The 15,556-nt window shown below is 55.5% G+C and carries 12 protein-coding genes; 6 read left to right on the top strand and 6 right to left on the bottom strand.

Features of this window, described 5'->3' with window-relative positions; all coding sequences use genetic code 11:
* Positions 1-7 precede the first annotated feature (7 nt).
* The gene (locus tag ACFO0J_RS10100; RefSeq protein ID WP_376812936.1) at positions 8-835 is read right to left on the bottom strand and encodes a transporter substrate-binding domain-containing protein; all 828 of its coding nucleotides are present in this window, start codon (positions 833-835) and stop codon (positions 8-10) included.
* Between the two features lie 165 nt (positions 836-1,000).
* Between ACFO0J_RS10100 and ACFO0J_RS10095 the strand changes: the two genes are divergently transcribed.
* A complete protein-coding gene (locus tag ACFO0J_RS10095; protein ID WP_376812935.1) occupies positions 1,001-1,852 on the top strand; it encodes a HalD/BesD family halogenase in 852 nt (283 codons plus the stop codon).
* Here the strand turns inward: ACFO0J_RS10095 and ACFO0J_RS10090 are convergent.
* Genes ACFO0J_RS10090 through ACFO0J_RS10080 form a run of 3 tightly spaced genes read right to left on the bottom strand, consistent with a single transcriptional unit; the run spans position 1,822 to position 5,459 of the window.
* A complete protein-coding gene (locus ACFO0J_RS10090; protein ID WP_376812934.1) occupies positions 1,822-2,388 on the bottom strand; it encodes a chemotaxis protein CheW in 567 nt (188 codons plus the stop codon). The two genes, ACFO0J_RS10095 and ACFO0J_RS10090, sit on opposite strands and share 31 nt — an antisense overlap.
* Positions 2,385-3,740 (bottom strand): putative bifunctional diguanylate cyclase/phosphodiesterase, encoded by a 1,356-nt coding sequence (locus ACFO0J_RS10085; protein ID WP_376812933.1) that lies wholly within the window; start codon positions 3,738-3,740, stop codon positions 2,385-2,387. The genes ACFO0J_RS10090 and ACFO0J_RS10085 overlap by 4 nt, the downstream gene beginning before the upstream one ends.
* Before the next feature lie 12 nt (positions 3,741-3,752).
* Positions 3,753-5,459 carry a methyl-accepting chemotaxis protein gene (locus ACFO0J_RS10080; RefSeq protein ID WP_465251284.1) on the bottom strand — a complete coding sequence of 569 codons (1,707 nt, stop codon included), beginning with the start codon at positions 5,457-5,459 and terminating at the stop codon, positions 3,753-3,755.
* Positions 5,460-5,713: 254 nt separating this feature from the next.
* Between ACFO0J_RS10080 and ACFO0J_RS10075 the strand changes: the two genes are divergently transcribed.
* On the top strand, positions 5,714-6,331 hold the full coding sequence (locus ACFO0J_RS10075; RefSeq protein ID WP_376812932.1) for a recombinase family protein: 618 nt from the start codon (positions 5,714-5,716) through the stop codon (positions 6,329-6,331).
* 70 nt (positions 6,332-6,401) lie between these two features.
* On the opposite strand, the gene ACFO0J_RS10070 is transcribed toward ACFO0J_RS10075, so the two are convergent.
* Entirely contained in the window at positions 6,402-6,788 is a 387-nt protein-coding gene (locus ACFO0J_RS10070; protein ID WP_376812931.1) for a hypothetical protein, read from the bottom strand.
* Positions 6,789-7,445: 657 nt separating this feature from the next.
* Between ACFO0J_RS10070 and ACFO0J_RS10065 the strand changes: the two genes are divergently transcribed.
* The 3 genes from ACFO0J_RS10065 to ACFO0J_RS10055 all read left to right on the top strand — a co-directional run bounded on the left by ACFO0J_RS10065 (position 7,446) and on the right by ACFO0J_RS10055 (position 11,026).
* Entirely contained in the window at positions 7,446-7,778 is a 333-nt protein-coding gene (locus tag ACFO0J_RS10065) for a hypothetical protein (RefSeq protein WP_376812930.1), read from the top strand.
* Positions 7,779-8,333: 555 nt separating this feature from the next.
* Entirely contained in the window at positions 8,334-9,272 is a 939-nt protein-coding gene (locus ACFO0J_RS10060; protein WP_376812929.1) for a hypothetical protein, read from the top strand.
* Between the two features lie 317 nt (positions 9,273-9,589).
* On the top strand, positions 9,590-11,026 hold the full coding sequence (locus ACFO0J_RS10055; RefSeq protein WP_376812928.1) for a hypothetical protein: 1,437 nt from the start codon (positions 9,590-9,592) through the stop codon (positions 11,024-11,026).
* Between the two features lie 68 nt (positions 11,027-11,094).
* On the opposite strand, the gene ACFO0J_RS10050 is transcribed toward ACFO0J_RS10055, so the two are convergent.
* Positions 11,095-14,931, bottom strand: coding sequence for an SIR2 family protein (locus ACFO0J_RS10050; RefSeq protein ID WP_376812927.1), 3,837 nt, complete (start codon positions 14,929-14,931; stop codon positions 11,095-11,097).
* Between the two features lie 292 nt (positions 14,932-15,223).
* On the opposite strand from ACFO0J_RS10050, the gene ACFO0J_RS10045 reads away from it, so the two are divergent.
* Entirely contained in the window at positions 15,224-15,541 is a 318-nt protein-coding gene (locus tag ACFO0J_RS10045) for a hypothetical protein (protein WP_376812926.1), read from the top strand.
* Positions 15,542-15,556 lie beyond the last annotated feature (15 nt).

Raw genomic sequence — 15,556 nt, 5'->3', positions numbered from 1 at the left:
CTGTCCATCAGGAGGCAGGCAGTGCGCACGCGTCCGGGTTGGAACTGTCCCGGCCAAACCACTTCATGCTGGAGGCCTTGAGGGTGCCGTCCTTGCTGATCTGGCACATCGCCTGATTGACGCGCTTGGCCAGTTCATCGTTTCCCTTGCGCATACCGACTGCAATCCCGAAGCCCAGCGTATCGGTATCCGCCGAGCTCTTGATCACCAGGCTGGAGACCGCATACGCCGAACTCTTGGTTTTCGACACGAACTCTTCCTGCGAAGACAGGTCCGCGAACGTGCCATACAGGCGCCCGCTGCCCAGGTCGATCTGCATCTGGTCCAGGGAGTCGTACTCCTTCAACTGGATCTCCGGGTTCCGCTTGCGCAGGAACGCGCCCTGGGTGGTGCCAGATTGCACTCCGATGGCCTTGCCCGACAGGCCCTTGATGACCGCATCCGTGTCTTCGTTGCGCAACCACGGGCTATCGGCCGGCAGCACGAAAGTCGATTCCTCCAGCGCATAGGGCACGCTAAAAAGCACGCGTTCGCCGCGCTCGGGATTCGCGGTCATGCCGGAGATGACCATGTCGAAGCGGTTGGCCTCCAGCGAAGGAATCAGGCTGTCAAAGGCCTGCACGACAAAACGGCACTTCACTTTCATTTGCTCGCACAGCGCATGGCCGACGTCGGCGTCGAAGCCGGTCACCTGGCCCTTGGCATCGACCATGCTCCAGGGCGGATAGCCCCCTTCGGTGCCAATCTTCAGAGTGGTCGCGGCGCCGGCGGTGGATACGCCCAAGGCGGCCAGGCCGATGCACAGCAGCGTCTTTCGGATAGAGTCGGTCAACACGGCGTCTCCTTTATGGTTGAACTGATTTCGCGGACAGACCGTTATACACGAAGATGACCGGGCCGGAATGCGGCGCCGCCCAATCACGGCCGCTCATGGGCCGCACAACTTGCCGTAAGATGAAGGTTTGTCCACAGAAACAACGCCCCTCTCCGGAAAACAGACATGCCATCGAATACTGCCCACCGCGCCCCTGTTGATCTCTCCGAGCCGGCCTACCGCGGTATCGTCGACCTGGACCGCTACCCGATCCACGATCTGCACAGCGAGCAGGGTCGCGCGTTGATCCGGCAATGCCGGCAAACCCTGGCGCAGGAAGGCGCCTGTGCGCTCGAAGGGTTCATCACGCCGGAGGCGGTTGCCGGGATGGTCGCCATCGCCGACCGCCTGGAGGAAAAAGCCTGGGTCACCGACCGTCCGCACACGGTGTATTTCGAGGAAGTCGATGCCACCGTCCCCGCCGCCCACCCGCGGGCGCGCACCGTGCGTTCCGCCAAGCACGGCATCGCCTACGACTACATTCCGGCCGACGCGCCCATGCGCACGCTGTACGAATCGGACGATCTCACCCGTTTCATTGCCGCCGTGCTGGAAAAACCCGTGCTGTATCGCAGCGCCGACCCGCTCGATGCGCTGCAGATCACGAAATTCTTCCCCACTGAAGAACTGGGCTGGCACTTCGACCGCAGCGAATTTTCCATCACCGTCATGTACGAGCCTGCCGAACAAGGCGGCCTGTTCGAATATGTGCCGGCCTTGCGCACGGAAACCGACGAGTGCTACGCCGAGGTCCAGAAAGTGCTTGAAGGCGACCCGTCCAGGGTCAAGCTGCTGTCCAGCGCCCCGGGCACCCTGGCCTTCTTCCATGGCCGCCATGCCATGCACCGCGTCACCCCGGTCGGCGGCGCGCGGCCTCGCATCAACTCGGTGCTGACCTACGGCACCCAGCCGGACATGCGGCTCAATGATCTGACGTCCAAGATCTTCTACGGACGCACGTCGGCGCGGCCGGCCTGACCCTGCATGGCCCCCTGACCCTGCCGATCCCGTGTCTGGACGCCCGCGTCCAGGGACGGATCGTCTTCCAGCAGCGCCTCGATATCCACCAGGATCAGCATCCGCTGATCGACCGTGCCGATCCCCGTGACGAACCGCGAGGACGCGTCCGTGCCGAACCGGGGCGGATCCTTGATCTGCGAGGGCGGCAGTTCCGTCACGTCCGATACGCCGTTGACGACGATCCCGACCCTGCGCGCTCCCAGGCCCAGGACCACCACAACCGTCCTTTCGTCATAGACGGCGCGTTCGATACCCAGTTTCGCGCACAGATCGACAATCGGCACGATGGCGCCCCGCAGATTCATGACGCCCCGCACATGGGCGGGCGCATCGGCGATCGGCGCCACCATCTTGGCGTCATAGCCGCGAATCTCCTGCACCTTCAGGATATCGATGCCGTACTCCTGCCCGACAAGCTCGAAGACCAGATATTCCCGGGTCTTCGGCCCCTGTCGGTCCTGGTTGTTCTCATGGTTGCCCTCATAACCCTTCATGGTCGCCCCTGAAATCCGAATGACCTGGCCTGCGCCGCCACCCATGCCTCGACGGGCATGGGACGCGCCTTCCAGAAACCCTGCACGGCATCGCAGCCATGCGCGAAAAGAAAACCGGCCTGCGCCCCTGTTTCAATCCCCTCGGCGACGACGCGCAGGCCGAGCTGCCTGGCCATGCCCAGGATCATCCGGATGATCGCCTGGCTGTCCGCATCCTCGGGCAAGCCCTGGATCAAACTCTTGTCGATCTTCAGTTCGTCCAGGGGCAGCCGCCTGAGATAGGTCAGGTTCGTGAAGCCCGAGCCGAAATCGTCGATGGAGAAGCGGATACCCAGCCGATTCAGCGCTTTCATGCGCCGGGCGGCAAGCTCCAGGTCTTCCAGCCAGGCTTCCTCGGTGATCTCGAATATCAGGCGGTCCGCCAAGGCGCCTGTCCGCTCCAGGGTTTCCTGGACGGAAGACACGAAATCGGGCCTGAGCAGGCTACGCGGATTGATGTTGACCGAAATCGGGCAGTCGACCCCATGCCCTTGCAGGCGCGCCAGGGTTTCGCAAGCCGCCCGGAGCGACCAGCGCGTCAGCCGGGGCATCAGGCCCGCCTCCATGGCGACGGGAATGAATTGGGCCGGAGAAATGACCCCGCGCTCGGGATGCGTCCAGCGCGCCAGGAGCTCGGCGCCCACGACCCGACCGCCCTCGTCGTGCTGCGGCTGCAGGTCCATCCGCAACTGCGAGGCCTTCAGCGCGGCGGACAGATCCCGCTCCAGGGACAGCCGTTCCTCGATCCTCGCCTGAATGCATGAACTGAAGAAGACAATGCAATCCCCGCCTTTTTCCTCTGCCCGGTGCAGCGCCATGCCCGCTTCCTGAAGCACCTGGCTGATTTTCGTGCTCCGCTGGTCGAGCAGCGTCAGTCCGATGCTTACCTGGATCGAGATGGAGGCGCCCCCCGCCTGGAACGGCTGGCCGATCAGGACCTCATGCAGTTTCCCGGCCACTTTCAAGGCATCCCGGGCCGCGACCGCGCGGTCGGCGCCCAGCAAGGTCAGCAGGACCATGAACTCGTCGCCCGTGGTGCGCGATGCGCTGTCGTGCGGCCGGATCGCCGCGCTCAGCCGCCGCCCGATCTCGCGCAAGATCTGGTCTCCCACATCCAGCCCGTACGTCTCGTTGACCTTGCGGAAGTCGTCGATGTCCAGCATCAGGACGGCGCCCAGCCGCTCTTCGCCATGCGCGAGAGCCGCCAGGACCTGCTCCATGCACCCGATGAACACCTGGCGTTGCGGCAGGCCGGTCAAGGGATCGTAGAAAGCCATCGGATGGGCCTGGCCATGGGCTGCTGTCCCCCGCATGACGGCCTCTCTTTAAAATTCGGCCCACTCGCCGGCCGATTCATGCGTCCTGCCCGACTGCGGAGCCGGCAGCGCCGCAGTCCTGGCGGGCCGCGCAACGCCCGGCGCGCCCTCATCCTGCCGCGCCTGCAAGGGCAGCCGGCGCATGCCCGGATCGGCCGGGCCGGCCGAGGCGGCGGCCAACCGGAAGGTGGACACCAGCCGCGCCAGCGTATCGGCCTGCTCGCGCAGGCTGGCCGCCGCCGCGGCCGACTCTTCGACCAGGCTGGCATTCTGGCGGGTGACATCGTCCATCTGGCTGACCGCCGTATTGATTTCCTCGATGCCCGTCGTCTGTTCGCGGCTGGCGGCGCTGATTTCGCTGATGACCCCGGTCACATGGCCGATGGCCTCGACGATCTTCTGCATCGAGTTCCCCGCGCGGGCGGCCTGTTCGTTGCCTTTCGCCGTGGCCTGGGCGGAACCGTCGATGAGCACCTTGATTTCCTTGGCCGAGGCGGCGCTGCGCTGCGCGAGCGCCCGCACCTCGCTCGCCACCACGGCGAAGCCCCGGCCCTGCTCGCCCGCCCGCGCCGCTTCCACGGCGGCATTGAGCGCCAGGATGTTGGTCTGGAAGGCGATCGAATCGATGACGTTGATGATCTCCGCGACCTGCCTGGACTTGTCGTGGATTTCGCCCATGGTGCCGACGAGTTCATCGACGATGGCGCCCCCCTCGGTGGCCGTCCTGGCGGCGGTGCCCGCCAGGGTATCCGCCTGCTGGGCATTGTCCGCGCTCTGGCGCACCGCCGCCGTGATCTCCTCCATGGTGGCTGCGGTTTCCGCGAGCGAACTCGCCTGCTCTTCGGTGCGCGAGGACAGGTCGACGTTGCCCGCGGCGATCTGCCCCGCCGCCGAAGCAATGGTGTCCGCCCCGGTCTGGACTTCCCCAACGGTATGCCGCAGCCCCGAGACCATGTCATGCAGGGCCTGCTCCAGGCGGGCGACTTCGTCCCGGCCATGAGGCTGGATATCGTGCGTCAAGTCGCGCCGGGCGACGCTCGCCCCAAGATCGACCGCATCCCGCAGCGGCTGCGTGATCGAGCGGGTCACCCTCCAGGCGAACAAGGGGCCGAGGATCAAAGCCAGAATCGCACCGGCGGCCAGCAGGAAGAAGCTCTCCCGGGAAGCCCGCTGGTTCTGCTCGTTCAGGCCGTCGATGTGGTTCTGCTGGAATTGCGAGACCTTCTCGATGGCCTGCAGGTATTGGTTCGAGGCCTGGGGAAATTCCTGGGTGAAATAGGACTGGGCCCGGTCCGGCCTGCCCTCTTCCATATCCTTGAACGCCAGGCTCCGCCCCTTGACGTAGTCGTCCCGCGCAGCCAGCGCCTGCCGGTACAGGGCGGCGACCTCGGGGTTACGGATGGCGCCCTCCACCCGGGGCCGGATTTCCGCGGTGCGCCGGGATGCCTGATCGAAGGCCTGCCGGGCATTCTCGATCGCGCCGCGATCTCCGGACTGGATGTGCGCCGCCACGACCCGGAGCATCCCGGCGGACTCGATCTCCGCCTTGGCCCATTGTTCGACCAGAAAGCCCACGCTGCTGCGCAACTCCATCTCGGCCGAACGCTCCTGGCTCGTATGCAGCCCCCAGGCGCCATAACCCGCTATCACCAGCAGCAACAAGGTGAACAGGCCAAAACCCAGTGCAAGCCGGGTACTTATCTTGATGTTGCGCATCCGCTTCTCCTAGACGAGCCCGCCTCCCCTCTCCAGGCAATGCGAGTGGCTCGGTTGCGACATTCCGATGAAACCCCGACCGAAGTACAAGAAACGGTGGTTTGATGCATTTGCCCCACGGACCCGCTGCGGCATCGCACAGAATGTTTGAATTGAATTGTTTTCTCTATGCAACAATTGATTCGCCATGTTAGATTTCCGGGACCTCGACTGGTGTATAGAAAACCACCGTTTGATGTACATTTCGGCCCATAATGAAGACAGAAGCACCCGCCGGACGGCGACTCGGATACGCTCGGGTTTCTACAGACGAACAGCACCTGGATCTGCAACTCGACGCGCTTCTTCGCACAAGGGTCAAGAAGGGCGACATCTACACCGACGTGGCGAGCGGCAAGAACGCGGAGCGCGAACGGCTCGATGCCTGCTTCCGGGCGTTACGCCAGGGAGATACGCTGGTGGTCTGGCGCCTCGACCGGCTGGGCCGCAGCCTGCACGATCTGGTCCGCATCGTCGGCGACCTGGAGGCGAAAGGCGTCTGTTTCGAAAGCCTGACCGAAAGGATCGAAACCGGCAGCGCATCCGGCCGGCTGATCTTCCATGTCTTTGCGGCCCTGGCCGAATTCGAACGCAACCTGATCCGCGAGCGCACGCAGGCCGGCCTCGCGGCGGCCCGGGCCAGAGGGCGGCATGGCGGCAGGCGACCCAAGCTGAACCGTCGCCAGACAGAAGAAATCATCGCCATGATCAAGGCGCGCAGCATGCCGATCACCCAGATCGCCGCACGCTATCAGGTATCCCGGACGACCATCTACAACGTGGCGCAACGCGCACGGACGACGAGCGCTCCTGCTTCAGGCAACGTCTCCTGAGCGTCCCTGCCTCGCCGCATCGCCTGTCCGCGAAAAATACCCATCGCGACGACGCTCTCACGCCGAGCAGTCAAGCTCTCTTGGGCTCGACGCCTATACGCGAATCACGGGCCAGCACCCATTCGACCAACCGCGCCGCTGATTCCTCGAACGCCGGGTCGTTCTGTGAAATGTAAAGCCATTTCCCCAGGACTTTGTGCGGCCGCAGCGCGGGCATTTCTGCCATCAGGCCGGCTTGACGCTCGCGCGAGGTACAGACCAGCAGCCCATTCCATGGCTCGTCGCCGCGATCGATGACCCCCAGGCAAAGCATGCCGTCCATATACGCCGTCTCGCATCCGAACATGCGCGAACGAAGATAGCCCGGATCGAATTCGAAGCGGTCGAAAACCCAGAGGAGAGAGCTCTGGCGCCGAACGCGGGTTTTGGGCTCGAAGATGGGAGGTGGCTTAGGCATGGGTGTTTCCGAAACCGAACCTGGAAAAAGAAAACCCTCTGGATTGTGGAGTTAAGCATAAAGTGGTGCGAAATAAAGCATAAGTTGGCACAAGATGCCGCTTTTTCAGACTTTTCCCGTTTCACAATAAAGCATAAGTTGGCACTTCGTCCAGAAATAAAGCAAAAGATGGTACTACTTACAAGCCATTGATTTTACTAGCCATTCCAGCAAGCCACCGGATGGAATTGAACCCGCGTCCGCCCGCCAAGATGGGAATCTAACCGCCAGCCAGCCGCGTCTCAGCCGCAGCACGCCACAACTGGGGGCCGTTACTCGCGAACCAGCCAACCAGGCAGAACTGCACCAATGACCTCGTCGCCTTGGCCCTGAACGTTGACGCACAGGCTATTGAAGCACTGCCCTATGCAGGACCCGCCTAGCAAACATCACAACAGCTACCGTCAAGGCCTGAGAGGCCCTCATCAGCAACCGGTCATCGCTTTGCCCGGCTCCAGCGCATCGCTCGTAACGCAGCAAGCCACCACTTACGGCCAAAAAATGTTACAAATTTCCCTGCTTGAGTGAAGTCCCGCTTACAATCAGAACAGTAAGTACGCAGACGATAGTCACGATTCGTCTATCAATTCAGTCTATCTGTTATGCAGGGTAAGCATCATGGCAGACACATACGATCTCACGACTACAGATGGCTGGAAAGCCGCCGTCGCTTATCTCCGTAAAGTCCCAGTTGTAGGTGCGCTTTATGCCCCCCATTTCTGGATAGCAGATAAGATCATCGATACCGTAAGTCCTGGGAAAGGGGTTGAGAAGCAATCCAAGGCTGCTTCTGATCTCATCAAGGCCGGTAAAGATAATGGTGTAAAAAAGATGAAGATCATCATGGATGAGCAAGCGGGGGCTCACTTGGATATCCCTACTGAAGGAGTCAAGGTGAGTGCAGGCCTCGGCTCTAAGGGCAAGACAACCATTGAGGTCGAGTATGCCTAACAAGCCTGCCAAAGCCAATACTCAGCAGCGGCTTGTTTCCGCTCGGTGAACACACCTTGAACTGTCGGAGCATCCGATAGATGCATACGTGTCCGCTTAAAATTGCGTGGACACGTATACACCAAGAACTTACTAGCAAGCCACGCCGTCGGAGTCGCACCTATACCGCACAGTTCAAGACCAATCTGGACGGCCAGGGCATGTCTCCATACCGTCGCGCTGGCAGCGGTGGCCATTGAACATCACATCAACCCCAACGTCTTGCCCCGCCGGGACACTTCAGCACGCTAACCGTGTCATTGGTGACGGGATCTGTTTCTATAACATCTGGCGTCCACACCAAGCGCTGAAGATGAAAACCTCGGCTGAAGTATTTTCATTAGCTGCCTGATCTGAGCAGGTTCTGCTGGGTGCTTACATCGTAGCGGCCACATACGACCGACTCGAATCCAGCATCAGGCATTTCTTACAGAATGCTGCCTTGCGAGTCCAAGGTATGAAGACAGTTGGCATAATTCCTGTTTAATACCATACGTAGGGAGGGGATATTTGGCTATGGAAGATACGATGGCTTCGACTGGAGATGAGTCCGATAACAGGGGTACCTTTCAGGCCCTAGTTAATGCCGTATCCGTCGTTGCCAATGAATCCATCGTACTCTCTCAATACGAGACCGCAATGGCCGGTGCTTTTGCGACTCTCTGGCCACCGGGCGGCAACCATAATGCCTTCGAGGAGCGAATCAACCGAGCCATCGAGCATTTGGGCTCGCCACCGAAGTCCTATATCGTGCGCGAAGGGTCCGAACCGCCACCCGCAGACAACTACCCGGAAGCGGCTATGCGCGAGGTCATCTCCGTATTCTCGCGAGCTCGCAAATCGGTGATTCGTGCGCACATGTTTCGTTCGGGATCGTCCCTCCTCACAGCACAACCTGACTTGTTCGAGTTCTCCTCCGATAGGCCCGAGACACAAACCTTTCTCGCAGGGCAATCGAAGCTAGCTTTCTGGGAGCACGCAGAAGCAGCCTACATTAGACTGTATTCATTCTGGGACCGGGTCGGGCAAGTCCTCGACTTCGCTTTCTTCAACATCCGGAAGTTCGATCAGAACGGTTTCACCGCAGTCATGGACCGTATTCATGCTAACGCCGTCCCTATGAACGAGCAACTGAGGAAGAGCGGAAGCTGGAAAAAGCTACGTACCTTCCAGACATCGGAGAAAGACAACGGATTGAAGTGGCTTCTCCAGCGTCGTAACCTAGTTGTTCACACTCTTCACCTTCACCCGCTTCCAGACAATGACGAGAGCGTATTCAAGTCCCAATTCAACCACCTAGAGGTGACACACCGGGAGAAATTGCGACCTAGGGACCCATGTGATGAGGTAGCAGTGCTATTGGGCCAACTAAACAAGGCGGCAGAGTTGTTCGGCGATTTACTTACCATCTTGGAGATGTCCCCTTCACGAAAGCAGAGCACCTGGGTGAGGTAATCGCCAATAAAAGTGAGTATCTGGTTGGTTGTGCGTTAGGGTTCCAGCGAACACACCTTGACGGCCGCCGGCAAGCGGCAGCTTTTCTGGTATCCGCGTACAAGCAATGATGATGGTCAGATCTCAACCGACGATGAGCAACAGCGTCGTACAAGTGCGGCTTCAGCGCGCCATCGCATAGCGTGCATCCCGTGTCTTTGCAACGAGCATGATTCCGATCCAAAACAGCCCTCTTCGTTCCATAGAGTTTCCCAGAAAACAAACAAAACAACTGTGGTAGCCATACCCGTTTTCAAGAACCTTTTTGAGACTCAGCTATGAAACATTGGGATTGGGAAATTTTCAATACTGTAGTCACCGCAGATATGTATACCGTAAGTGATTGCGGGCCAGTTTTTGGACCAGTAATGGACTTTAAGATTGAACGCGACACAGATCTTAACTTAATATTAACCACGACATCTTCTACCAATAGCACCTCAACTGCCATTAAAAGGATGGCTGGCGAGGTATACCAAGCAGACGCCAAAGTGGAGTTGATCAGCCACACAGGCAACCACGCAGTTGCTCTTGGCGTTGATCCCTACAAACATATCAAAACATGGGGAGACCGACGGGAGCAAGGTTCCACAGTCGAACAATCCTCCATAAACTCCCTCGAATGGACTAGCCATAACGCTGTTGCGCCAGCCTACATCATCGATTGGGTAGGCAATATGGCATCTTTCATTTGGCCTGATTCTGACAACATATTTAAGGAAGGCGAAGAACGCCGAACATTAAAGAGCGCCAGAAAAGAAATAATATTTTCCACTCCAATAGATTCCGATCAATACAGCCGTTCCTGCACCCATCTAATTATTGACGACATAGAAATCTTCGTAGGCGCATCAAGGACAAAACCAGATCATGTCAAAAATCCCGGATTCATCCTGTACATCGGAACACCAAATGAAGAAACGAGAGGAAAGATCAGAAATTGCCTTTCATTCTTCCTAGGAAACTACCTATTGTATTTGGGCAACACCAAGTTCGATTCAGAGTGGCGGCCCGTGAAATTCCTTGCCAAGAGCGGGCCTGCCCTTGCCAAGGAAGTCGATAACTTAAGAGGTTATCCACCAGCACCTCTCCACCTAAAAGCCGAGAATGCGATATCGGCTAATCTATTGGAGGAAATGGTTTCCTCGCTATACAAAATATATGACACATATGAGCTTCAAAGTGCATTTTGGGGCTACTGGCATGCTATGGCCGCACCTTTGCACATGAAGGCGGTCCATTTCGGAGCAGCCATAGAGTCATTGCAGAGTAAATTTCTGAAAAACACCCCCGCGGTACGACGCAGTATTATAGACAACGCCAACATTTGGACTACGCTACAAAAAAAAATATCCGCAACGATCACTGCTACTGATTTACACGAAGACGCAAAGAAAATCCTAATAAATAAGGTAATAAATCTGAATTCTGCCCCACAGTCAGTAATGACAGAACGATTCTTTTCAGCACTAGATTTAGAAATTGGCACACTGGAAAAATCCGTATGGAAAAATAGGAATCGGGCCGCCCATGGCGGCACAACAACCGGAAATGATGTCATATCAACGATCAGAGAGAATAAGGTGCTCCGCATCATGATGTGCCGCATTCTGCTTGCTCTTGGAGGTGCAACTGATCTGTATTACGATTATTACACCCTAGGCCGACCGAGAAGATTACTCGCTAAGTCAATACCTGACGACAACAGGGCTTGAAGCGCATTTTCGTCTCGGGGAGATGGTGATGAGTCTACGCTTGGACAGCGAAGTTTGGCGTATATACACTACCTCGAATCCCAGCGACGCTTCAAAGCAATTAGCCTGTCATCTCTATCTAATGAACTATTAGCTGTGCTGATCTGCTCCAACATACCTTCTATCTCATACGGCCAAGATAGCGAGTTATCAGGTAGGATGGCATATAGGAGTGCTAAAGCCTGTTCAGGATGCTTTTCTACGGCACTACTGCCTGACCGATGAAGTTCAGGCAGCATGAGATGCTCCTTTTCAATTTTACTTAAGAGAGGCAAAACCAATGCAACTATGGTCGGAAATTTATCTCCACTGGAGAAAGCTAACTCACACAGGCGCGCTGAGGTATTAGGTGTGCGGGCAGACAGTTGGCGGGGCCAAATTCCGAGTAGTTCAGAAACCTTTCCTCTCCATCTCCCTTGCGAGCCTTCTGTATCCTCTCCAGACCATCGTTGGGCTAACCACAGGATCCTTGATCGGAAATCATCACCAGCTGACAAAAGCAATTCGTGCATTTCCTCATCGGATATGCAGCGCTCACCGGTAGCTTCATCCACAGTCCCCCACCCAGCCAAGAGAATGCTTGCAATAACTTCACCATGCGAACGCCGCACGGGAAGTGGCTTTAAGGCAAATTCGACCATGTCGTTCTTAAGCCTCATATAGAGCTCTCTATTTGGAACCTTTGAACCCCACAAGAAACCAGACCAAGCTGCATTTCTGGTATCTTCATCACCCTCTTCAAAAACCGATAGTAAAAATCTTTCTGTCCATTCCTTATCAATGGAGAAAAACCAGTTAAGGTTATGAAAGAAAATTACCAGCGCATACCTGGAAAGATCTCCGGGAAGCGCGAGCAACAACTCTGCGAGAACAATCCACTCAGGTGGAAATCCTTGATTTCGGTTCAAATCACCCATCCGCGGATCATTAAAAAGAGCTTCTGCCATTCTGCCCGTAGGTGAGTTAATCGCTTCCATCGTCCAATCTGGACCATCGGATCCACGCACAATTCCAGAGCCCCCTTCGCTCGGTGATTCACGAAGCACGTCAATCAATTTTGTAAAGATACGATCGAAAACAGAAGGGCACTCCGTACTTAAAGCTTTACTGACATCTCGAAGCCAGTCAGCAGCAGGACGAATAACTATCGAAACCTTTTTATTCGAATAGCTAGCCAATCGTTCAGCAATCAATACAATCAGCTTCCTTTTATCGTTTTTTCTCGCCTCAGAACTAAGAAAGCGCTGCCACGCCCACTCGGGAAAATCCCCACGTTTCGCAGAATACGTCAGTGCGGAAAAGGCACGTATAGGGCGCTGAGCAGCAAGACCAGCAAAAGGATCTTTCTCCACGAGAAAGTCCTCCGATCGACCGCTTAAGTCTTGTGCTCTCTGCAACAGGCAGGAAAGCGATGTGTTGGCCAACTCATCATGGGTGGTATCTTTCCTAACCCAGCCCCCCCGACTTTCCAGAGACTCAGCAGCTTTTAAGCCATACTCCTCTTTCCAATCAGGGACTATCGCACGTAGAAGCTTAATTTTTTTTCGTGCTGAAGCAGAAATGCGACAACCTGAATTCTGGAGCCAATACATACGACCCAAAGCAACCCAAGCTCGCCTCTTTTTGAATTCGGCAACCTTTTCTCGCAACCATCTATCTGGCCCAGCTAATATTTTTTCTTCTATTGAAACTCGATATTCCATTTTTAGATTATTCCATCTTTGCGAGATAACTAAAAGCAAATCTCTCTGATGATGGCCATCCCAAAATGAAACCTTACTTAAAGATACTATAAACTCCGAAAAATCATCATCAGACACAATACTTCTATTGCCAGATGCCCATATTCTTAGCCGTGCAAAAACAGTATCGTCATCCTGAGGCCAGGCCAGAAACTCCCTCCTTGCAGCAATCTTGTTTATTTTAGTTAGCTGAGAAAAAAGCTCTGTAAACCTCATAACCACACCAGACAAACCGTGACTTTGGCCATAGCTGGAATCTTCAACATCATCCTGATTTATCGGACTTATATTTCTAAGGCCATAGCCGCCAATCTCATGCTCCAGTGCTACTGCAACCTCAAGGCTCCTTCGGAACTCTTTAACGACAGCCAAGCACCATTCGGCAGGAACTGTAATTTTCCTATTAATTTCCGGATACTTGACATCCAAGCGCATCAAACAACTATCATGCACATCTTCAGCCACTAAATCAGGCGGTTTTTGGCCACTCCAGAAATCAGGCTTCGCATAAAACCTTGGCCGGATAATCTCTCCAAAAAATCGAGCAACGGTACTACTCCAACCATCCTTCTTGACGATAGCCTGCAGCGTATGCCAATCCCTATGGAAATCACCCACATACGACCAAGACTCGAAAAGAGATCGCCAAGCTTTGCGAATCTCGTAAGAAATTGGTTGATTGCTGTGTTCTAACTCCCATGAAATACGATCTTTGATAATCTGATGCAGTGATGACTGGTGAGCCGCCCACCACACAGCGGCAGGCTGGTCACAGACCTTTGCAAGCCATACTCCAAGCTGAGCTATTCGAGGAAGAAGTAGCGGTGACCGACTTGCCCAGTACCCGCGAAATGCAGCAAGATTATCATCCTGAACTGGCGATTTATCCAGGCGATTAATCTCAAAAGCATCCCATGCATCAGAGGGCACTTCGCGTTTTGCATAATGATCCTCGGGATCATTTTTAGCTGGCGGGGTATCGAAATCTAGACCATACAAATCAAATGGATCAACATAGAATCCTTTCCGGCCAAACCTACCTGTATTACCTGGCTTCGCAAATCGACGATTTTTATCGAAAACACAAAGCCATTCTGCTGGCGGCATAGTCTCTCCCGAGGAGAATTTCTTTACCCCCTCATAGGTTGAGATGATATGTGCTACCTGACCTCGCTCATGAGGCTGTAGATCAGCCGGCCCCTTTTTTGAAGCCTCAATAACCTTTGCATACCAAGCATCAGGATCACGTGCACGCACAGCCCATGCGGCAAGAGATTCCCATAACACTGCATGATCATTCTCCGGACTATATGAGATGGCCCTGACTCCCTTATGTCGCCATCTCGCATCAGCATCGTCATGATCACCAGATTGAAAGGCATAGATATTCCCAATGCCCCTTGATGATTTCTGCAAAGCCTCCAGGAGATACTGAACTGGTGGATCGTCTGCCGTATAGCCGACAAAAACGACGATGTATTTTTCAAGTATTTCACGGATGAAGGTTGTTCCCCATCCATCCGCTAGATATGCACGACCGAATGCTGAACTCGACAGAATAAAGCCATCACCATCGGAGCCTGTGTAGTCTGAATTTGATCGCCCGTGGAGATACACCACCCCATTTATCTCATTTGATCGCACGGGATCCGGCAGCATCGGAGGCTGCCACGCTCGCAATTGAGGCTGGCAATCATCAAACAATCGGTCGAAGTTTGTAGTAACCAACTGAACCGTCCCCTCCGGGGTGGTTGCCAAGTCAAGCAAAATCCTATGGGCAGTGAGATCACACTTCGCAGGAGGCTTCAATGCGGATGCAACCGCCTCTTCAATGTCTCTAGAGGAAAAGTCTCTTTCCAAAAAGCCGAACACTCGGTCGGCGGATATCACACCAGGCACACCAATACGCCGATCAAGCTCTTGAGACTCTTGAATAAGTTTGTTGGCTGGACTGTCTTTTCCAACACCTAGTTTAGAAACTACAGAACGAGCTAAACCAAAGAAATCGGGTAGTTTTGCTCGTGCTCGAGATACACCAGCCCCACAGAAGAAAATCACACGGCCCTGATCTCGAGCGAGGAGAAGGTCATCTGGAATCGATGGTCCGTCGGCTAGGAATCTCAAATTTCATTCTCCGCTCGATGCTCATTCTGGTGCCACGGAATCGGTATACCAGAGAGCTACTATTATTTTTTACACGAAGCAATATCGCTCAGAAATCACCAAATCTTCTCAATACCTAACGCGTCTTGGAAACCTTACCCATGAGCCTCTGCTCTCCATCTCAACCACTCAGCAGAAACGGGCTGATCGGCACACCATCGCCAACACGCGGGCACTCACACATACACACTACCTATGTTCGGTTTGACATGGGGAAACGGGGATGATAACCAAACGCTGTATGCACTGCGGCATGACCTTCATCTTGCGCCCTCAGAACCCAAATCAAACATACTGTAACGCGCAATCCTGCCAACAGGCCAGAAAACGCCAGTGGCAGAAGGACAAGCTGCACTATGACCTCGACTACCGCATCAATCAGCAAGCAGCCCAACAGACCTGGGCAATGCATAATCCGGACTATTGGCGCCATTACCGCGAAGGCTTTCAAACGTCACGACATGCTATACGAGAAATAGATCTTTTTTTGGAGCCCTTTCTCGTCATGCGCACCCCCCCTCAGTTTCCCTCCGCCTTGCCGCTACAACCCTCGCTTGTGCGGCTGCGCTGACCACCGGCGTCTCGC

The sequence above is a fragment of the Castellaniella hirudinis genome (assembly GCF_042651965.1).
Lineage (GTDB): Bacteria > Pseudomonadota > Gammaproteobacteria > Burkholderiales > Burkholderiaceae_B > Castellaniella > Castellaniella hirudinis.
Note: the sequence above shows the minus strand (reverse complement) of the source record. Positions and strands in the feature narration are given on the sequence as shown.